Raw genomic sequence first — 20,776 nt, forward strand, 5'->3', positions numbered from 1 at the left:
TATTTTTTTATTTGTAAACTAAATGAATAGGTTAAGGATTGAAGAACGTCGGCTTAAGCGAAAGGAAACAGCAATGAATGATATAAACGCATGCAAACCTATCAGAAGAAATACGTCTGCCCATGGTGAAGATCAATCCAACGCGATAGCAACCGTTTTTCACCGAGTGCGTGTTTTAGATCCTTAGGGGGAAAGTGGACCGGTTCATCGCCCAAGCGGAATGTTCCCCAGTGAGCAATCATCAGCTGCCTGGCCTGAATCTCCTCAAAGGCCTGAATCGTTTCCGTGGGGTTCATATGGCTGGGGGCCATAAACCAGCGCGGCGCATACGCCCCTGTGTTGAAAATGGCCAGATCAATGTCGTAATCGTTGCCCAGCTGCTCGAATCCATCGAAGTAGGCACTATCACCAGAAATATATATCACCGGGCCGCCGGCAGTTTTGATCAGGTAACCGCCCCACAGGCTGCGGTTGGGCCCGACAATGGGGTTTCTCATGGTCCAGTGATTGGCGGGCAATAGGGTTATTTCACAGCTACCGTCGCTCCAGGTGCTGTACCAGTCCAGTTGCGTGCGATGGGACATCCCCATATCGTTGAATTCACTGTCGTAGCCAAGCGGTGTGATCACATGCGTCTTGGGGTCCAGCCGTTTAAGGGACGCTTCATCAAGATGATCGTAATGGCCATGAGTGATCAGCACATGATCCGGTTGAGGCATCTTTTCCAGATCAAAAGTAAGCGGTGAGAAATCTTCGATGAACCAGAAAATATCGTCAAAAACCGGATCAACAAGTAAAATACGGTTTACATCTTTTATTAAAAGTGTAGAATGTTTGATAAAAGTTACAGACACGCCACGATGGGACATGACTGATTCCCAATCGATGGCAACCGGTGTAACGGGCTGGTCATCCAAAAAGTCAGCATAGGCGTTGGTGTGAAACAGCTTCCAGGACAGCACCTGCCAGAAACGCTTGTTACGTGGCATTCCCATGGGATTGATAAACGTCTTTTTCCCATGGTGAAGCTTGCGGGCTGCGATTTGTCGCAGATCGCGCCCGTCAAGCGGCCGATAATGAAGCGGAGCAGGGCCTTGATGGCCGGCTACAGCCGACTGGACCATACGGGGAAAAAACTGGGCCGCCAACATGACCTTGAATACCGCTGTCAGTCTGCCCATAAAACGTCTCCTGCTAATCTCTTGATTCAGTTCTTCTTTTGTCACGATGGGGTTGAATGGCCTCTCCTTCCTGATGCGGTGTCGCAAAAAGTATTTTCCAACGATAACCATCTTCAGCAAAACCTGCAACCATCACGACCGTATGTGACATGCCCGGGTGCGGGTGTCAGTATACTTGAATATAAACGTACCCACCGCCGTTGTAGCCGAACGCGGTAAACATATGATGGTAGTTCGATGACAGCCCGGTATAAAAGGTCTCATAACTGACCTGATAAGGGCGTTTTTCATCGGGATCCACATCCAACAGGGTCACTTGGCCGGAGGCCGCATCATAGGCGCCCACCGGTGATATGTGGGGAATATTCAGCGTGGGGATGAACGCGCCCTGGTCAAAGTGGGCGATGATCAACCCATCCCCCTTCTGGTCAAATGCTTTCAGACGCGCTTTCAGGGTGGTGTGGATGGACGCATCGCCAAAGGTTTTGACGGGGGTCGGTACGACCGCTACGGCTCGAACCGCCAGGCCATAGGCAGCGATACTGTCCTTGACCACCTGGCCCAACAAGGGCAAGGGCAGCCCGCGGCGGCCATGATATCCGCCTTTGCTCATGCGCGCTTTCCAGTGGCCGGTGGATATCCGGTCAAGAATGTCGTGCTGGCTGATGGGGGTGATGTCGCCATTTCTCAGCGCGCGAAGGGCGTTGATACATGAGACCACACTGGCTACGGAGCACGATGATTCATGAAATTGCTTGACGTGGTATTTCCAAATGGCTTGTTTCAGCGCATTCCAGTGGCTCTGCCGGGAGGCATCCATGTACCGTGTCCGGTTCCGTGCAAAAGCACCCGTGCCGGTGATTCGATGGAAGGTGTAGCGGGCAGCCAAGTAGGGGCGGATTAGGTTGCGTAGCAGGTTCATGGCGCTTTCCTTATTTATTTCTGGACGGACACTCATTCATGTCTGCCGGACGGAGTCTCAAAAAGATGCGCATTGATTGGATCCATTCAAGATATTCGGCCTGATGCTGATAACAATACCAACGATTACGATGTTGTCATTAATTTGGTACTTGTATTGCATTAACATCCAACAAGGCGCAACCACAAACCGTGTTCGCCTAACAGAATAATCAAATTGACCCTTTTTTAGTTGAGACCGAATCAATGAAACATAATGGAGTTTAACCATGGCTGACAAGCGTTTCCTTGCCTGTATCGCCGTTGTTTGCACTTTATTTTTGGGACTGTCCGCATCTGGGTATGCCGATCAAACGCTGTTTCCCGAATATACGGAGGTTAAACCCAATGTATCTTTCTGGATAAATATCTACACCCGCTATCCCACCACCCAGGTGGTGATTCATGACAGTGTGGATCTGGATATTGTCTACGATGTGATTGATCTTGTGCCGGCTAAGGCGCCGGGCGCCCGAAAAGCAAATCGAAAACGTATGAAAGCGGCCAGTAAAAAATACTGGCAGATTCTGCGCGATCTGGCATCGGATCCATCACCCCAAGATCCCGATTCCCAGCGCGTGGCGGCTTTGTTTGGTGACAGTGCAGATGCCGCGGTGTTTCGGCAAGCCAGTCATCAAGTGCGTTGTCAACTTGGGCAGGCAGATCGTTTCAGGGATGGTCTGGTTCGGTCCGGGGAATATATCGATCAGATTCGCAGCATTTTGACTTCCTATGGCGTGCCTGAAGCGCTGGCTTACCTTCCTCATGTAGAATCCTCATTTGATACAAGTGCTTATAGTAAATTTGGTGCTGCGGGAATGTGGCAGTTTACCCGGTCCACGGGCAAACGCTTTTTAACCGTCAACCTGGTTGTGGACGAGCGGCGGGATCCCATCGCTGCCACCCATGCGGCCGCGCAACTGCTCAAGGAAAATTATGAAAAGCTGGGGAGTTGGCCCCTGGCCATCACCGCGTATAATCATGGTGCCGCCGGTATGCAACGGGCCAAGGCGATGCATGGTGATTACCCCAACATTTTCAGTGAATACAATGGGCGCACCTTCAAGTTTGCCTCGCGTAATTTCTATTCGGAATTTCTGGCCGCCCGTAAAATCGCCTCGGATCACCAGCGTTATTTTGGTGAATTGGACCTGGATGACCCTGTATCCCGCCATTCAATCCGTCTGGAAGGATTTTTGGATTATAAAGCGCTTTGTCGCCATCTCGGTTTTGATCCGGCGATCATACGCGCGATGAACCCTGCTTTGCGACCACCGGTGTTCAATGGCCAGAAATTGATTCCCAAAGATTACCGGCTTAACCTGCCGGACATGGCTGAATTTGACGGTGGAGTCAGCCTTGCCACTCTTTTGCCGGATATTTACCAGCGCGCACAAAAGCCGAGTCGTTTCTACACGGTTCAGCGTGGTGACACCGCCGGCAAAATTGCCCGCATGCACCATGTCCGTGTTGAAGACCTGGTCCTGGCCAACAACCTGAATCACCGGGCCACCGTTTATTTGCGGCAGCGGCTGCGGATTCCCCGGACCGGGGTGGCGGTTGCCAAAAAAACAACCGAATCAACAACTGGAAACGTGCCAGTAGAGGTTTCACTTGCGGTTGCAGATGCGTTGCCAAACGCAGAACCGACGCTTGCAACGCCTTCCATGGAAAATCGTGCTGCCGGCGACCGGCACCCGGGGTCAGCGTCAGCCGTCCTGCTTGCCAAGGCGAACGTTACGGACGTTCAAGATCAGCGCCCGCTGACGGTTGAGGCCAGAGTCGGCCGTGACGCCAAACCCGCGGTTGTCGACGTCGATTTCGCTTTTACACGTGTTGAGCAAACGCAGCGGCAACCGTTAGGGGTCATCAATGTGGACGTTGAAGAAACCATCGGTCATTATGCCGAGTGGGCAGGGGTACGCACCTCGCGGATTCGTCATCTGAACAACATTCCCTACGGCAAACCGCTGCGGCTGCATCAAGCCATCCAAATCCCCCTGGACAATGTGACGGCAACGGTTTTTGAAGCGCGTCGCCTGTCGTTTCATGAAAATCTGCAAAAGGAATTCTTCGCGGCCCACCGTGTGGAGGAATTGCAGCAATATCGCGTCAAGCCCGGCGATAGTTATTGGACTTTATGCCGCGATAAATTTGATCTGCCCCTATGGCTGTTACGCCACTACAATAAGGATATCAACCTGTTGGCCTTGCGGGCCAACCAGCCCCTGATCATTCCTGCGATCCAACGCATCCCGTCCGAGTCGTCGATTAGCTTTGAGCAAACCGCCTCACCGGATGTTTGACAGCTTTCAACCCGCCTTGTCTATACCGCCCCAGGGTAACCGCACTTATAATAATCCATGCCGAATCACATGATAGTAGAAATAGGCTAAAAAATTGTATGATTATAAAGTATAGAAATAATTAAAAATATATGGTCGATCGGGTCGTAGGGGCAGGCCCCTGTGCCTGCCCTGGTTTTGAAGCCGGGCCATCATCTTGTTGTGTGGATCGGCTAACAAAATCAATGGGAGGGGGAAAGGGCAACCACTGGGGGGTGCCCCTACGGTGGCCGTGATAACGACAATGCCGTGAATGGGCTTCAACCGGGTATCACCATGTCTTCAAAAAAACAGGGCTAACGGCTGATTGCTGAAAGCTGACAGCTCAGCTTGGGTTTCTTAAACCGGCATTTTCAGCCTCATAAACAGCGGGCAAATCCGTGCATTCAGAAAAAAATAGAAAAGAAATTCCAAATGCGGTCACCCTGTATATTGCCCACCCGCATCTTGACTCGATTGACCATTCTTTTTATGATACGAGGGTTAATCAAGTAATGAATCCGACTATCACGTCAAACGCCAACAGGCATCATTTTCATGACCAATAAAATTCAACTGCCAGCCAGGCTGGCCGCCATTCTTGTTTATAGTCGCCCAGCCCTGGTTTTCGGCGGCATGATCTGCGCGATCGCCGTGATGTGGGGGAAAAACCCCGTCGTTTATACCGTCGGCGTTTCCTTTTTGATTGTCGCCATGATTTTCGATTTGATGGATGGCTGGTTTTCAGCCCGGTTCCGGCCCAATGCACCGCTTGCACCGCTTGCCGACCGGCTGATGGACAAGCTGGTCTACTCGATTATTTTCCCGGTAATTTCCGCCGGCATGATGTGGCGCCTGCTGGTTTCGGAAACCGATCCCACACGCGGCCAACTGCTCAATGCCATTTTTGTCCTGGTGCTTTGCGTTACGGTTCTGGTTCGGGACAGCTTTGCCGCTTTCATGCGTGGCTTTGCCATCCGCCAGGGGGGGGAACCCGAGAGCAGCGAATACAACCGCATGCGTACCATCGTGGCTGCACCGGTCAGTGCCTTGCTCTATGCTTATGCGTTTTATATTCCTGAAGGGCCTGAGTCATGGATCTATTTCCGGATTTCCTACCTGGGTAACGTCCCTTTGCGGATCCTGCTTTTCGTGGAGATCCTGTTTTTTATTATCAACCTGGGATCGATCGCCGGTTATTGTCGAAAATACGGAACAGCATGCCTGGATGAGTTATGTTTCGGGGATCAGTTGCTGCGGCGCAAAATTTTATCGGTATTCCCCAATGCCTTGACGGTAATGAACGCGTTGATGGGGCTTATTGCTGTTTTTTTTGCTTACCAGGGGCGGATGCGTGAATCCTATTTGATGATGATCGGTGCGGCGACCTTTGACAAACTGGATGGTGCGCTGGCCCGCAGATTGGGCCTGACCGAACCGCTGCCCGATGAAGCGCCTCGAAAAAAAATCAACATGGGTAGTATTATGGACGACCTGGCGGATGCGATCAGCTTCTGCATGGTCCCCGCCTGGATTTTTTACATTATTTTGAGCCGGTTTGGAGACGACCGCTTCGCCCACTTGCCCATCGGTTGGATAGCTCTGTTTTACGCGTTGATGGGGGTGGGACGCTTGGTCTATTTCACCTTGGATAAAACACCCATTCCCGGCTTTTTCAAAGGATTGCCCTCGCCGGCAGCCGCCATGCTGGTGATGTCGCCGTTGGTCATTTTTGATCATGCACTGGCGCTTTCCTCCCAGCGAATTGATTTCTGGGGGATGTTTGCAATCGTCACGATGGTGTTTGCCGGGGTGGTGATGAATCTTTATCCGATTCATTACATTCATCTGGGACGAACCATGAGCAGGCACCCCTGGTTTGGGCGCGTTAACCTGATTTTGCTTTGTGTCAGCATGTTTACACCGATTTTTGGCCAAATCTGCCTGGGTTACATGATTCTTTATCTGCTGTCCCCCTTGTTTACCTGGCGTATTCACCCGGAAGACGCCGCCCGGGAGAGCCATCGTAAAACCGTTGCCGAAAACCATGAGCCGGTATGAAAGATGACCCATCGATCGGCCAATGTTTGCGTTTGGTTTTGCTTGACAGAATCGGCCCATACCCCGTATAGGCGGTTGCCAGAATGAAAAGGAGTGGAACTTAAGATTTCCCGCCCTTGAAATCATACCATTAACTACCTGGAGAAAACCATGACGGAACAATGCCCTTGCGGAAGTGCGATCGCGTTTGCCGAGTGTTGCAAGCCATTGATCGACGGTGAACGCGCCGCTGAAACGGCCGAAGCACTGATGCGGTCTCGCTATACCGCCCATGCGACCAAAGCCTTTGATTATATTTTCGAGACCACCCACCCTGACAGCCGTGAGGAAGATGATCGCAAAGGCACCGCTGCCTGGTCAAAACGGTTGGATTGGCAAAGCCTTCAGATCCGAAACGTCGACCGTGGCGGCGTGGATGACGATCAGGGAACGGTTGAATTCGTGGCTCGGTATCGCAAAAACGGTAAAGCCTTTGATCATCATGAAGTCGCCGAGTTTGTCCGTGAGGATGGACGCTGGTACTTTAAGGACGGCCAGGCCCCGCAGGTTGCCCAGGTGGTTCGTAAAGGACCCAAAATAGGCCGCAACGACCCGTGTAGCTGCGGCAGTGGCAAGAAATACAAGAAATGTTGTGGGAAATAGGGGAATTGCCTATGTTTATCGATTTATTACGATCGCGTCGGAGCATTCGCAAGTTCGAGCAACGCCCCGTCGAGCAGGAAAAAGTGGATATCCTCGTTGAAGCGGCACTGCGTTCACCGTCCTCACGCGGTTTCAATCCGTGGGAATTTGTCGTCGTGGACAAACCGGAAATCATTGCCGGCCTGTCCAAAGCAAAACCTCACGGTGCATCATTTCTGGCCAAGGCGCCTCTGGCCATTGCTGTTTGCGGTCACCCCAGCAAGTCGGATGTGTGGGTCGAGGACGTTTCCATCGCCGCGATCATCGTCCATCTTACCGCCGCCGATTTAGGTCTGGGCAGCTGCTGGGTTCAGTTGCGCAAACGTAATTTCGATGACACCCAAACCGCCAGCGAATACGCTGCCGAACTATTAGGCTTGCCGCCGGGGGTGGAGGTGTCGGCAATCATCGGTATCGGTTACCCGGCCCAGCACCCCAAACCCCATTCGCGTGATTCCCTCCAAGAGGAAAAGGTCAGCCTCAATCGCTACGGCAACAGTGGTTGAACAGACGGTTGCCGGATTGCCGGCAAGCCGTGAACAGCATCTTCAATACATGGGGGGTCAAGCAGGACCGAAGGCGTTTTCAAACAGGTCCCGAATCGCTTGGCGACCGTCCGCGGACAGATTGCGGGTGCCGGTTCCCACAAATGTGTTTTTTTCCAGAACCGGGTATTCCTCCACCCAGGCGTTATTCTGCCAGGTGAACCAGGCTTTTCGATCCTGGTCATAGACGTGCACCGGCCGGTTGAACAGCTTTGCCAGCTCGACCCCCCATCCGGTTCCACCCTTGACCGTGTCATCCGGTTGAATCCAGCCCACGGCAAGCACATGATAACCGTTGTTGACCATGTGAAAAATCGTCTGGATCACCTTGCGGATTTTTTCAGCCTGGGCAAACTTGCGGCCCATGCGTGCCGATACGATTTCCATGCTCACATTGCCTTTGTCCAGTTCTTCGGGGGACAGGATGCTTACGCCTTGGGTGCGTTCGATGGTGTGGCCTTCAAATGAAAAATTGACCTCCCTGATGCCCCAGGTCTCGGCCAGTCGTCCGAATTCGGATTCAGTCCCTTTGTGGCCGCCACTGTAAAGGGTGATTTGGGAACGTTCAGTCATTGAGTTCTCCTTTTTAAGTCGGTTGACGTTGGGTAAAAAAAATCGCACCCTGCCACTGGTTGGCAGAGTGCGGGAAAGACAATAAGGGTGGAAACGAAAAAAGCAACCACCAACGGGATGTTAATTTTAACATCTAACAAATTTTTAACCGATGGTTAGTTTCGACGTCTGCGATCCAAATATTCCAACAGATCGGCCATGGCGTCGGTCGTATCTTTTTGTGACAGGGTACGGCGGATTTCCACCACTGTTTTGAGTTCATCCTTGTCCAGCAGCAATTCCTCCTTGCGGGTACCGCTCTGACGGATGTCAATGGCTGGGAAAATTCGGTGCTCGGCACATTCGCGGTTGAGAACCAGATCCATATTGCCGGTTCCCTTGAACTCCTGATAGATGATATCGTCCATGCGACTGCCGGTGTTGACCAGGATCGTGGCGATAATGGTCAATGAACCGCCATACTCGATATTCCGTGCCGCACCGAAAATTTTTCGCGGAATTTCCATGGCATTGGCCCCGAGACCACCTGATAGGGTACGGCCGTAGCTTTCTGTTTCAGCATTGAACGCCCGCGCCATACGGGTCAGGGAGTCGATAAAAACAACGGTATCCCGACCGGTTTCGGCACATCGCATGGCGGTATGCACGGCCAGGCGGGTCATGCGCATATGCTGGCCAATACTTTGATCCGACGAAGAATAGAGTACATGGGCGTCTTTCAACCCGCGTTTGAAGTCGGTCACCTCTTCAGGGCGCTCATTGACCAGCAGGACGAAAACGTCCATTTCCGGGTCATTGATGGTTACTGAGTTGGCCATATGACGCAGCAACGTCGTCTTGCCTGATTTTGGTGGTGAGATAATCAATCCCCGCTGCCCACGGCCCATGGGTACGATCAGGTCCAGTGCCCGACCCGTCAGATCTTTTGGCCCTTGACTCATGCGCAGGCGCTGATTCGGGTTGATGCTGGTCATGGCATGCATGGTTTCTGTTTGGGCGTATTGCTGCAAACTGACACCATTGATCTGGTCCACGGCCGCCAGCTTCAGGTTCTGGTTGCCCGGATTGCCCGGTTCTCCGCGGCCTTCCACAAACGCGCCTTCCCGTAACCCGAATTTGGAAATGATGAACGCCGGGACAAATGTGTCGATGGAGCCGGCTTGATAATTATTGTCGATGTTTCGCAGAAAACCAAAACCCTTGTCCAGTATCTCGAGGTGTCCGCTTACCGGTTTCACAGGGATCCTCCCGGTTTTTGTTTGGGTTGGTGATTTTTATTGGCGGTCGGCGTGTCGAACCATAACCCGCCAGGGGTGGTGATGTCGTCGATGCTGATCGATGGCGTTGTTTTTTTTAACGATGTTGAGTCGCGCAGAATGATAACCATTGTTACTGGTGATTGTCCTTTCTTTTATAGAGAAGCAAGTTATTGCGTTCTGGCCGCAATGGTTGGGCCGGATCGGGGGTGCTGCTTAAAATAGTCGTACCCTTGCAATTGAAGTCAAACCGGCGGGGCTATGGTTCTATTGACGCTGGCGATGAACGAAAGCAGAAAATCGCGGCTGCGTAATTGGTTTTTCCTTAAGCGTTGGTATGATAATAGAACAGTCAAGTGCATCTGACAACCTTTTCCCTATGCTTTTAACATTAATTACAGGAGACGATAACGAAAAAATGGACCCCATTGAACGTTTTGATCCGTTTAATGATCGATTGTGTCGTAATGTGCGCAATACGCTGTGCGAGGCTTTCAAATTGGCGATTGAAGAAAAGGATCTGGATCCGGTGGATCATGTAGCCCATGCCTTCATGAATGAAACCCTGCCCGCCTGTGTCAGCGACTATATCGAGCATCGGATAGCCGCTTACGATGCCGTGCTGGCGGAACTGGACGCCAACGCCGTTTCCGATCCACTGGACGTTGCCCTGGTGATATGGGACCGGCGGCTGTTTTTCGAAACCCATGAGTATCTGGAACCGTATTGGCTGGCTGCCGGGGGTGACGATAAACGACTTCTACAGGCCCTGATTCGCTTTGCGGGAACGTATGTGCATTTGGAGCAAGGAAACCTTACCGCTGCCGAGCGCATCTCTGTCAAAGCCATCGACGGTCTGTCGCGGTTCAAGGACCGTTTGGCGTTGTATGCTGATCCACAGCGTTTGCTGGATAAACTGAAAACGCTTGACCCGGTGCCGCCCAAGCTTTCCGGCACTGCCAAAACGTCACCAGAAGGATAATCCCTTCACCTACTGTCAGCCGATAGGCCCAGTTCGGCAAGCAGCCCGAGCACACCGGACTGACGCAAGCGGATACGCATGAACTCGGAAATGGTGGGTTGCCAGGGTTGATGACGAAGTGCCATCCCGGCTTCCCTGGGCAGATGGGCGCCTTTTTTGGTGTTACATGCCCGGCAACAGGCCACACAGTTGTCAAAATTGGATTTGCCGCCCAGCGAGCGAGGAAAAACGTGGTCAACGGTTATGGGGGGCTCGCGTGAACCGCAATAGACGCAGGTAAATTGATCCCGTATCAATACGTTGCGGCGTGAAAAAGGGACATGATGCCGATAAACAATTCTCACCACTTTAACCAAGACGGCCACTGCCGGCATGAGAAATGTTCGGCCCACACTGCGAATCTTGCGTTTGGAATATTTCAAGACCTTGATCTTTTCGGCAACCAAAAGGCCCATGGCTTTTTTCCAGTCGATCAGCCCAAGTACGGTGTAATCACCATTTAGCAGAATGCAGCCCTTGTGCATGGCGTGGCTTCCTTTTGTTAACGTTTTTTCGGAACGGCGATGCAATGCGTCGAGAAATGGGCGTACCATTGATCTATTAGCGATTGATTAAAGCCTCATTTTCGGCCGAATAAATGGCTAAAAACGAAAAAGAGAATCGGAAGCGATCAGTCTATCTGACTTACAATCGATTGAATCGATCGCTTTTTTGAAAAATACGGATGGCAATGGATAAATGACGACCTGTCCCAGCTATTTCCTGGCCTTGCCGGACAGATGGTCAATGGCGATCCGGATGATCGCTGTTTGATCGAACAATTTATCCATGTAAGCCTCACCGGCATCAATATGGTCCGGGGCGTACTTGACGATCAGGGCACGCAGGGCATTCTTTCTCAGCACCGGATCATCGACGATGGTCGCATTGCCGGATACAATTACACTTTCATAGCGGGTGGCGAATTTTTCGGGAATTACATGGGCTTTGCCGACCACACATAAGGAGACCTGGCTGTTGGCGGTAATGTTGTCTATTTTTTGACCTTCTGTCGCACAGTGAAAGAAAATCGTTTCATCCATGACCGCATAGTGGACCGGGATGCCATAGGGCTGGTCGTTGCCGTTGGTGGTTGACAATATGCCGTATTCGCCACGTTGCAACAATGCCATGGCTGCCGAATCGTCCATTCGGCGGTCTTTACGTCGAAGCGGTCGGGTCATCTGAGCAGTCCTTTTCCTGGCAAAGCCGTTCAAAACGATTGTAAGGTGTTGCCGGAAGATCATCCCCGCTGTTTGGCGGCTGACTTTATCGAATAGCTTTTTTTTTTACGAATTGCAATCAAAAGCGGTTACCCTGGCAAACGGCTTGCTCCTGGTTGTAATCTAATCTAATCTAAGCTAATAAAAATGCGATGCTTGCCATATGTCAGGCAAAAATTATAATTTTTTGATCCAATGACAGCATACTGCGATATGACGCCCTGGATGCATCTGCTCTGATCGATTCATGACCTCCTTTGTGCCCACAGTTCCAACTTGCTCATCGTTGCATCGCCTGATCGCTTTCCAAACCAATGGTGCTCACTGACAGGCATGTCGTGTTCGGCAAGCACTGCATGCGGCAAAGACCATGATTGGTTTGATACCGCCAGTTGAATCAACTATTGAAAACAAATGGGAATATATGATGAACAGCCGCAATCGCAACACCCGTTGCCGTCGGATGATATGGGTGCTTTGGGCTGCCTTATGTATTTGGTCCTGCAACCCGTCCGGTCCCATCCGGATTGGCTTTATCGCCGGTACGACCGGACGGGTGGCCGATCTCGGTGCCTCTGGTCGTGATGCCGTTCAACTTGCCGTGGAACAGTGCAATCAAAATGGCGGTATTCAGGGAAGACCCATTCAGCTTTTTATCAAGGATGATCAACAGAATCCGGATATTGCCAGAAAAGCCGTCCGCGAGCTTGTAGACGAGGGGGTGGTGGCCATTGTTGGCCCCATGACCAGTGATATGGCGCTTGCCGTGATGCCGGTTTTGAATCAAGCCCGCATTCCCAATGTGAGTCCTACGGTAACCACCCAGGTGCTTTCCGGACAGGATGATTTTTTCCTTCGCGTGTCGGCAACCACCCGTGAATACGCCACAAGAAGCGCCATGTACCATGCCACAACCGCGAACCTGCGGCGGGTCGCCGCCGCGTATGATCTGGCCAATCAATCCTATAGTAAAAGCTGGTTGGAAGACTTCAGCACCACTTTCAAAGCCAACGGCGGCTTGATTGTTGCTGCCATCGGATTTGAAAAAAAACAGGGCCGGACGTTTTTTGATATCGCCCGCGAACTGTTGGCCACAGCACCGGACGGGGTACTGATCATTGCCAACTCCATGGATTCGGCACTGCTTTGCCAACAGATTCGTAAATTAACCACCGATATTCGAATCACCTTGGCCGATTGGGGCGCCACCGAACGTCTCTTAGAGCTTGGGGGCAATGCCGTGGAAGGGGTTACCGTGATCCAGGTGTTCAACCGCGCCAGCACGGCTCCGGCCTACCTGGCCTTTCGAAAGGCCTATGTTGAGCGATATCAACGGGAACCGGGATTTCCCGGGGTGTTTTCCTACGATGCGATTCAGGTTATCCTGACTGCGCTAAAAGCACAAAAAAAAGACGAGAACCTGAAAACGACGATTCTTGCATTGCGACATTTCAATGGGCTGCAAGAGCGGTTCAGCTTTGATGCATTCGGTGATGTGAAGCGATCCAATGCTTCCATCAGTGTGGTCAAGAATCAACAATTCGTTGTTTTGGAATGATCCCATGAAACGATCGATTCCACTCCGTCGCTATCTGTCGATACAATTCGCCATGATGGCTGCCCTGCCGGTGGTGATAATCATCATTCTCGCATGGCTGTTCATCTTGCCTCAGATGCGTGCCAATATCAATGCTCGTAACAAAGCCCTGGCCCTTACGATTGCCGGACAAGTGCTGGCCCACCTCAAGGGGGGGGAGAACCAGTTGACCGCCTTGGCCGATTATGTCATGGCCGAAGGGCCTTTCCCGCCAAAACAATTGACGGCGCTTTTGGATGCGAATTGCGGACAAGGCTATTTTTTTGAGACCATTTTTACCGCTACCCTTGATCAACGGCGCATTTCCAATGTCGGCCTGGCCCATGCCCGGCGCCCCGAACGTTCCGATCTCATGGGAATCGATCTGTCCGGCCGCGATTTCTTGTTCAGTACACAAAAAGACAAGCGCGCCGTCTGGTCGCAGACTTTTCTCTCCACGGTCAGCAGCCAGATGGCTGTTGCATTGACGGTTCCCTTGGCCGGCGAGGTCATCGTCGGGGAAATCACATTGACCAAGCTCTCCGAATTTGTCAGACACCTGCCGGGCGAAGAGGGGCTGTTTGCATTGGTCATGGATCGGCAGGGGCGCATTGTGGCCGACTCGAAGCGCTCGCGTGAGGGGCAGCTTTTTAACCCGGCCACGCTTCCCATAAACCAAGCGGATGCAACACAACGGCTCATCACCTTCCAAATCGACGGTCGGACCCTGGTGGGGGCAATGGCGACCATTGAACCATTGGATTGGTCCGTGTTGGTGGCGCAGTCCTACCTTGTCGCCTTGCAGCCCCTGCGTGACGCCTTTACCCTGACTGCCGTTGGGTTGGTCCTTGCCATGGGCATCGCCCTGACCCTGGCCTTGAATCGGGCCGGTCGTCTTTCCCGTCTGTTTCGATTCTACACCCAAAAGGCGCAGGCCATTTCCCGGGGAGAGTACGAGGTGCATTTATTGCCCTCCAAAACCACTGAATTTGAGGTCCTGGGTGAGAATCTCAAGGCCATGGCCCAGACCATCAGCCAGCGAGAAGCACAGCTGGTGGCCAGTGAAAAACGGATCAAAGGGGTGGTGGCCAATGTTCCCGGGGCGGTTTACCAGTTGAGTGTGACCCGTGATCATGTGTATACGAATAAATTTATCAGTGAGAACGCGATAGAGATTTTCGGTTTGGCGCCGGACCCGCAAACCATCTTTGAGGAATTTTACAATCATATTCCCGATGACGACAAAGACGATTATGTGCGGACAATCCGAGAGGCCGTGGACCAGGCCAAACCCTGGGTCTATGAAGGCCGATTTATCAAACCCAGTGGGGAGACGATCTGGTTTGCCAGCAACGCCATCCCCTATGCGGCGGGAGACGTCATTGACTTTTACGGGGTGTTGCTGGACATCACCGACCGTAAAAAAATGGAGAGTTCCTTACGGGTTACGCAGTTTTGCTTCGACAAAGCCTCCATCGGAATTTATCGCATCGGCTATGACGGACAGATATTGGACGTCAATGAAAAGGCTTGCCGCAATCTCGGCTATACACGAGAAGCGCTATTGAAACTCACGATTTTCGATATTGATCCGGATTATTCTCCCCAGCGGTACACTGAATTGATAGACAGGCTGCGCACCATACAAACGCACATGGTCGAAACCCGCCATCGGCGAAAAAATGGTGAGATTTTTCCGGTCCAAATCCGGATAAATCTCACCCAATACGAGGATCAGGAGTTTATTGTTGCCTTTGAAGAGGATATTACCGAACGCATAAAGTGGCAACGCGACCTGGAAGAGAGCGAGCAGCGCTACCGGAGTCTGTTCGACGAGGCGCCCATGATGTATGTGGTCACCGATGTAAGCGCGGATGATCTGTATATCCAAAATGTCAACAACATGTTTTTGGAAACGCTTGGCTATGACCGTGATGAGGTCGTGGGAACGCCCATATCCCGTTATTACACTGACGATTCCAAGAAAAAAATGCTCGACACCGGGTATAAAGCGGCGTTGTCTGGTGGTCAGCAATCGGTCGAGCGTGAGCTGCTGACCCGTGACAATAAAATTGTTCATTCGCTGTTGCGTACGCTACCGGACTATGACAGCGACGGCCGGGTGACCAGCATCCGGGCCATGTTCCTGGACATTACTGTACGCAAAAAGGCCTTGGAACAGGTTCAACAGCTGCGCAACTACCTGTCCAATATCAATGACTCCATGCCGTCGGTCCTGGTTGGGGTCGATGCCCGCTTGCGGGTCACCCAATGGAATAAACAGGCGCAAACGGCTACGGGAATTACTCATGAAAATGCCGTTGCCAAGCCATTGCGAGAGGTTTATCCTCAATTGATGCAAAAAGTGAAACGTATCGATGATGCCATTTCAAATCAACGGGTCATCCGGTTGGCCAAGATTGCCAGCCTAGTGGAAGGAACACGTCGTTTTGAAGATGTGACCATCTTCCCGGTGGTGGGCGATGGCATGGAGGGGGCGGTGATCCGCGTCGATGATGTGACCGAACGGGTGCGTCTGGAGGAAATGATGATCCAGAGTGAGAAAATACTCTCCGTGGGTGGCCTGGCCGCAGGCATGGCCCACGAGATTAATAATCCCCTGGCAGGCATCCTGCAAAATACCGCTGTATTACAAAACCGCCTCACCGGTGATTTGCCGGCCAACCACCAAGCGGCTGAAGCGGCCGGAACGACCCTGGTGGCGATCCAGACGTATATGCAACAGCGCAACCTTCTGACCATGTTGGACAATATTCGTGACTCGGGCAAACGCGCGGCCACCATTGTCAAAAATATGCTCAGCTTTGCCCGCAAAAGCGACCGCGCCATCTCCAGCCACAACCTTGCCGTGCTTTTGGATCAGACCCTCGAACTTTCGCAAACCGATTACGATATGAAGAAACACTACGACTTCAAACAAATCGAAATCGTTCGTGAATATGATCCATCGGTGCCGGTTGTGCCCTGCGAGTCGAGCAAGCTTCAGCAAGTACTTTTCAATATCCTTAAAAACGGGGCCGAGGCCATGGCGGAAGATCGAGACGACAAGCGATCACCGCGGTTTATCCTGCGCGTTAAAAATGAGGCTCAATGGGTGCAAGTGGAGATCGAAGATAACGGGCCAGGAATGACCAAGGATATCCGCCGGCGCATTTTCGAACCCTTTTTTACCACCAAGCCGGTGGGCAAAGGCACCGGCTTGGGATTGTCCGTCTCCTATTTCATCATCACCGAAAACCATGGGGGCGAGATGGATGCCCAGGCTGTCGAAGGCGGCGGTACCCGGTTTGTCATCCGCCTGCCCAAAGCCGGCCGAGGCGCTTGATGACCGTCGACGGCTGCATGTTAATTCTCTCAACAAGTACGGTAAACGGTATATCAATGCGACCGTGATGAGGAAAATGGGAATCAAACCCAAACCGATTTTGTTAAAAGATACCGTATTGGTTGAGACCGAGCCGTAGGCGCTAGCGATTCGTGAATAATCTAATAACCGGAAAATCTGACATGCGGCGACCATTCAAACTCTCCAATGTACGCATCCGCACCAAACTGCTGGCGATTATCGCCCTTATCATTACCGTTTTTATAATGATTGTCTTGACTGTGCTCATCTCTTTCCAACGCATTGAAAACGTGCTGGGCGGTGTGCTCGCTGGCGACATGCAAAACGTCATCACAAACGCACTGATGGAACGGGAGCTGTCATCGATTGCTGCCGATATCAATCTTTTGCTAAGCACTTTTTTCGAAGACGAGGCACATCTGAAAAGTGAAGGCCAGCGGTTACTCGAGGTGCCCCGGGGGGTGGTCCGCCGCACCAACGGCGGTGATATGGACGCATCGCTACGGTTGTTTGCCCAGCGGCTGGAATTTTTGCTTGAGCAGTGCCAGGCGGTCAACCGCGCGTTGCGTCGGTTGAGTGCTGCTGATCGACATCTGGTATCTGCAATCGATGGTCTTGAGGAAGTCATTGCCGATAAGCTGATCGACGCGGCACTTGTCGGTGACGATACCAGTATCTTGAAGCAGCTTTCAATATTGGCTGTTGGATACCGACAGAGCCTGCTCGAGATCGGTAAACTGCATGCGCAAAGATGGCCGGAGACGTATTACACAACGCTTGAGATGGATCGTGATCCACTGCTTGCCGCTATTGATGAACTGAATCTTCGTTTGCGTACTCTGATGGCCAGTGACCCGCAGATCGCGAACATGGGCCGTGAAATCATCAGCAATCTTCAGACCTATAAAGCTGCGCTTTTGGCCTTGAATGCGGTAACGGTCGAACTGAAGAATTGCATACTGGCCGTTGAAAATGCCAAATTCCAGTCAACCGGTATCATGCAAAAGCTCGACAAAGATGTCGTTCATGCCGTCAACGCGGCCAATACCAAGGTCCTGGGGACCTTGCGGGTTGCTGAAGCCTCACTGATGGCCATTTCCATGGCGCTTATTGCGGCCTTGATTTTGCTGACCACATTTTTTTTCAAGAGCATTATCAAAAAACCCATGGACGATATTTGTAATGGGATCAAGGCGTTTCGTCGCGGCAACCTTGATGCACGAATCAATCTGAATCGCAGCGATGAATGGCACCTTATCGAAGACGCATTGAATACCATGGCGGCGGACCTTTCCACTTCCTATGCGGACCTTAAAAAAGCGCAAAGCCTTGTTGCCAACTTCATTGATTCCATGCCGTCGGTGCTGGTGGGGGTGGATCGGGAAGGCCGGGTGACCCAGTGGAACCGCCGGGCCAAGCGCTTGACCGGGCTGAGTTTCGAAGCTGTCCAATCCCAGCCCTTGGCCGAGGTGTTTCCCTGTCTGAAGAATCAGATGAACCGCATCTGGACCTCAATCCGAGACCGGCGGGTAATCCGCGATCTAAAAGTGCCTCGGAAAGATAAAGACGAAACACGTTTTGAAGACATCACCATCTATCCCCTGATGGCCGATGGGGTCGAGGGGGCGGTGATCCGCGTGGACGACGTGACCGAACGGGTGCGCCTGGAGGAGATGATGATCCAGAGCGAGAAGATGCTCTCGGTGGGCGGACTGGCCGCGGGGATGGCTCACGAGATCAACAATCCGTTGGCCGGCATTTTGCAGAATATGGCCGTCTTGGAAAATCGCCTGTTGGGTGACTTACCGGCCAATCACAAGGCCGCCCAAGCGGCAGGGACCAGCCTGGCGATCATTCAAGCGTATTCGGAAAAGCGCAACCTGGCGGTCATGCTGGAGAATATTCGTGTTTCGGGCAAACGCGCAGCCACCATCGTCAAGAATATGCTCAGCTTTGCGCATAAAAGCGATCGCATGATTTCCAGCCATGATTTATGCACATTGCTGGACCAGACCCTTGAACTGGCGCAGACCGATTACGACATGAAGAAGCGATACGATTTCAAACAGATCCGCATTGTTCGCGAATACGACCGATCGGTGCCCATTATACCTTGCGAATCGAGCAAGCTTCAGCAGGTGTTTCTCAATATTCTCAAAAACGGTGCGGAGGCCATGGCCAGTGAGACGCGGCCGGCAATGTTTACGCTGCGAGTCAACGGTGAAGGGGACTGGATAACGGTGGAGATCGAGGACAACGGTCCGGGAATGAATGATGCCACCCGTCGCCGCATTTTCGAACCTTTTTTCACCACCAAGCCGGTGGGCCAGGGCACGGGCTTGGGGTTGTCCGTCTCCTACTTCATCATTACCGAAAACCATGGCGGGGAAATGGATGCCCACGCTGTCGATACCGGCGGCACCCGCTTTGTGATCCGTTTGCCCAAATCGCGTAAGGCCGCCGCTTGAAGACAGACTGTTTTCGATTATACCGATACATCGCATAATGGGGCTGAAACAAAACCCCACTGTTGCAAAAAAAGGATTGGGAGAAATCATGCCCATCATCAAACTGGAAAGGCAGCTATTATGATCCAATCGACTGCTTTTGGATCAATGACCATCGACGGCCGGACCTTTCATTCCGACCTGATCATCTTCCCTGATGGCCGTGTTCAGGACAACTGGTGGCGCAAGCGCGGTCACGTTCTGGCGGTGGATGACATTCGGTCCCTGGCCGATACGTCACCCGAGGTCATTGTCGCCGGCACCGGTACCAGCGGCCGCATGCGACCGGACTCCGATTTGCAAGCGTTTCTCGATGCACGGGGCATCGCGCTGATCGCCGAAACCAATACCCGGGCGGCCAAGATATACAATCGGAAGATCGAGGCGGGGGTCAACGTGGGGGCTTGTTTTCATCTGACGTGCTGATCCCCATGGCAGAACATCGAAACATAAATAGGTTGTCACAAGTGCCACATTGTGGTATAAAATAGTCCTCGTCGGAAAATTTGATCCGAAAAACCTGAACAACCCTTCCATTGGCGCTAATCCACAACAGGCCAATCGAAATCAGCGATCAGCGACAGCGGGAAACACGTGAATGGTAAAGCGTCGGTTGTGTGCTCAATCAATGGACAATAGGAGGACATAGACCATGCATATACAAGTTAGCGATGTTCCCATAAAGGTTAATGCGCCCGGTGCGGTTGCACGTCAGATGACAGAATTCGGAGATGCAAGCGCATATAATGTTATTGGCGCCGAGCATTTCAAGATGGATGCCGGTACCGATATTACCCCGTTGCTCCAAGGGCTTGAAAATGATTTGTGTCAGGCCCCCCATTGGGGCTATCTGATCCAGGGGGCGGTCACGGTCACTTACACCAACGGCCAAACCGAAGATGTGCATTCCGGTGATCTGTTCTACTGGCCGCCAGGCCACACGGTGCGAGTCAACCAGGATGCCGAGTTTGTCCTGTTCAGCCCGCAACACGAACACACGGCGGTGTTCGATCATATCAACCGTAAGCTAAATGCATAGGTGGCTTTGCAAACCCAGCCCTTCCTGCTTCAAGAAAAAGGCCGGCTCTGGAACATGATGGCTTCGGAGCCGGCCGCATCCCACGCCATTGGTCATTCGGTGTCATCACCGTTTGTATCGCAATGCGCAGTTCGTTGAATCGTATTGCCCCATCCATCTTTGTTCGATCCATCGACATGCATCGCCCTATCGAAAAGAAAAGTACTTATCTTTTTATAAGAAACCTCCGACCGTATTTTCAGAAATCAATGTTTTACAGTTTTGGAAGTGGAAAACCGTCTGGACGACCTGGCCGCGCGGAGATGATTTTCTATCGTGGGTAGATGATCTTCGTTGCATTTGATACAATGATACCGGGGACATGGTCGAGGTGACGCATACGGGTGGCCCTGCCTTTGTTTTTCTTTGCGGTTGGCGATCGAAGATGAAAGAACAGGCATGGGCGAGATGACTCACCGTTTC

17 protein-coding genes are annotated in these 20,776 nt (G+C 52.1%); 10 read left to right on the forward strand and 7 right to left on the reverse strand.

What is annotated here, in order from left to right:
* Positions 1 to 101 precede the first annotated feature (101 nt).
* Both Dvar_RS09335 and Dvar_RS09340 read right to left on the reverse strand, forming a co-directional pair.
* Positions 102 to 1,181 carry an MBL fold metallo-hydrolase gene (locus tag Dvar_RS09335; RefSeq protein WP_419661414.1) on the reverse strand — a complete coding sequence of 360 codons (1,080 nt, stop codon included), beginning with the start codon at positions 1,179 to 1,181 and terminating at the stop codon, positions 102 to 104.
* Positions 1,182 to 1,347: 166 nt separating this feature from the next.
* A complete protein-coding gene (locus Dvar_RS09340) occupies positions 1,348 to 2,103 on the reverse strand; it encodes a phytochelatin synthase family protein (protein WP_419661415.1) in 756 nt (251 codons plus the stop codon).
* Positions 2,104 to 2,371: 268 nt separating this feature from the next.
* On the opposite strand from Dvar_RS09340, the gene Dvar_RS09345 reads away from it, so the two are divergent.
* The 4 genes from Dvar_RS09345 to Dvar_RS09360 all read left to right on the forward strand — a co-directional run bounded on the left by Dvar_RS09345 (position 2,372) and on the right by Dvar_RS09360 (position 7,713).
* Complete coding sequence (locus tag Dvar_RS09345) at positions 2,372 to 4,447, forward strand: transglycosylase SLT domain-containing protein (protein WP_419661416.1); 2,076 nt, start codon at positions 2,372 to 2,374, stop codon at positions 4,445 to 4,447.
* 576 nt (positions 4,448 to 5,023) lie between these two features.
* A complete protein-coding gene (locus tag Dvar_RS09350) occupies positions 5,024 to 6,526 on the forward strand; it encodes a CDP-alcohol phosphatidyltransferase family protein (RefSeq protein WP_419661417.1) in 1,503 nt (500 codons plus the stop codon).
* Positions 6,527 to 6,676: 150 nt separating this feature from the next.
* Positions 6,677 to 7,168 carry a YchJ family protein gene (locus Dvar_RS09355; protein ID WP_419661418.1) on the forward strand — a complete coding sequence of 164 codons (492 nt, stop codon included), beginning with the start codon at positions 6,677 to 6,679 and terminating at the stop codon, positions 7,166 to 7,168.
* 11 nt (positions 7,169 to 7,179) lie between these two features.
* The gene (locus Dvar_RS09360; RefSeq protein ID WP_419661419.1) at positions 7,180 to 7,713 is read left to right on the forward strand and encodes a nitroreductase family protein; all 534 of its coding nucleotides are present in this window, start codon (positions 7,180 to 7,182) and stop codon (positions 7,711 to 7,713) included.
* Between the two features lie 57 nt (positions 7,714 to 7,770).
* On the opposite strand, the gene Dvar_RS09365 is transcribed toward Dvar_RS09360, so the two are convergent.
* The 3 genes from Dvar_RS09365 to Dvar_RS09375 all read right to left on the reverse strand — a co-directional run bounded on the left by Dvar_RS09365 (position 7,771) and on the right by Dvar_RS09375 (position 9,712).
* Positions 7,771 to 8,325, reverse strand: coding sequence for a hypothetical protein (locus Dvar_RS09365; RefSeq protein WP_419661420.1), 555 nt, complete (start codon positions 8,323 to 8,325; stop codon positions 7,771 to 7,773).
* A gap of 155 nt (positions 8,326 to 8,480) precedes the next feature.
* Complete coding sequence (gene rho / locus Dvar_RS09370) at positions 8,481 to 9,563, reverse strand: transcription termination factor Rho (RefSeq protein ID WP_419661421.1); 1,083 nt, start codon at positions 9,561 to 9,563, stop codon at positions 8,481 to 8,483.
* On the reverse strand, positions 9,560 to 9,712 hold the full coding sequence (locus Dvar_RS09375) for a hypothetical protein (RefSeq protein ID WP_419661422.1): 153 nt from the start codon (positions 9,710 to 9,712) through the stop codon (positions 9,560 to 9,562). Before Dvar_RS09375 ends, rho begins: the two co-directional genes overlap by 4 nt.
* Positions 9,713 to 9,999: 287 nt before the next feature.
* On the opposite strand from Dvar_RS09375, the gene Dvar_RS09380 reads away from it, so the two are divergent.
* Positions 10,000 to 10,563, forward strand: a complete 564-nt coding sequence (locus Dvar_RS09380) for a DUF309 domain-containing protein (protein WP_419661423.1) — start codon at positions 10,000 to 10,002, stop codon at positions 10,561 to 10,563.
* A gap of 5 nt (positions 10,564 to 10,568) precedes the next feature.
* On the opposite strand, the gene Dvar_RS09385 is transcribed toward Dvar_RS09380, so the two are convergent.
* Both Dvar_RS09385 and Dvar_RS09390 read right to left on the reverse strand, forming a co-directional pair.
* Complete coding sequence (locus Dvar_RS09385) at positions 10,569 to 11,087, reverse strand: HNH endonuclease (RefSeq protein ID WP_419661424.1); 519 nt, start codon at positions 11,085 to 11,087, stop codon at positions 10,569 to 10,571.
* Between the two features lie 231 nt (positions 11,088 to 11,318).
* Positions 11,319 to 11,786 carry a pyridoxamine 5'-phosphate oxidase family protein gene (locus tag Dvar_RS09390; protein ID WP_419661425.1) on the reverse strand — a complete coding sequence of 156 codons (468 nt, stop codon included), beginning with the start codon at positions 11,784 to 11,786 and terminating at the stop codon, positions 11,319 to 11,321.
* Positions 11,787 to 12,195: 409 nt separating this feature from the next.
* On the opposite strand from Dvar_RS09390, the gene Dvar_RS09395 reads away from it, so the two are divergent.
* The 5 genes from Dvar_RS09395 (at position 12,196) to Dvar_RS09415 (ending at position 20,314) form a co-directional block, all read left to right on the forward strand.
* A complete protein-coding gene (locus Dvar_RS09395; RefSeq protein WP_419661426.1) occupies positions 12,196 to 13,383 on the forward strand; it encodes an ABC transporter substrate-binding protein in 1,188 nt (395 codons plus the stop codon).
* Between the two features lie 4 nt (positions 13,384 to 13,387).
* Positions 13,388 to 16,747 carry a PAS domain S-box protein gene (locus Dvar_RS09400; RefSeq protein WP_419661427.1) on the forward strand — a complete coding sequence of 1,120 codons (3,360 nt, stop codon included), beginning with the start codon at positions 13,388 to 13,390 and terminating at the stop codon, positions 16,745 to 16,747.
* Between the two features lie 182 nt (positions 16,748 to 16,929).
* Entirely contained in the window at positions 16,930 to 19,236 is a 2,307-nt protein-coding gene (locus Dvar_RS09405; protein ID WP_419661428.1) for an ATP-binding protein, read from the forward strand.
* A gap of 120 nt (positions 19,237 to 19,356) precedes the next feature.
* On the forward strand, positions 19,357 to 19,701 hold the full coding sequence (locus Dvar_RS09410; protein ID WP_419661429.1) for an Mth938-like domain-containing protein: 345 nt from the start codon (positions 19,357 to 19,359) through the stop codon (positions 19,699 to 19,701).
* Positions 19,702 to 19,927: 226 nt separating this feature from the next.
* Positions 19,928 to 20,314, forward strand: coding sequence for a cupin domain-containing protein (locus Dvar_RS09415; RefSeq protein WP_419661430.1), 387 nt, complete (start codon positions 19,928 to 19,930; stop codon positions 20,312 to 20,314).
* The last annotated feature ends 462 nt before the right edge of the window (positions 20,315 to 20,776 follow it).

This window comes from Desulfosarcina variabilis str. Montpellier, from assembly GCF_048565275.1.
GTDB classification, from domain to species: domain Bacteria; phylum Desulfobacterota; class Desulfobacteria; order Desulfobacterales; family Desulfosarcinaceae; genus Desulfosarcina; species Desulfosarcina variabilis.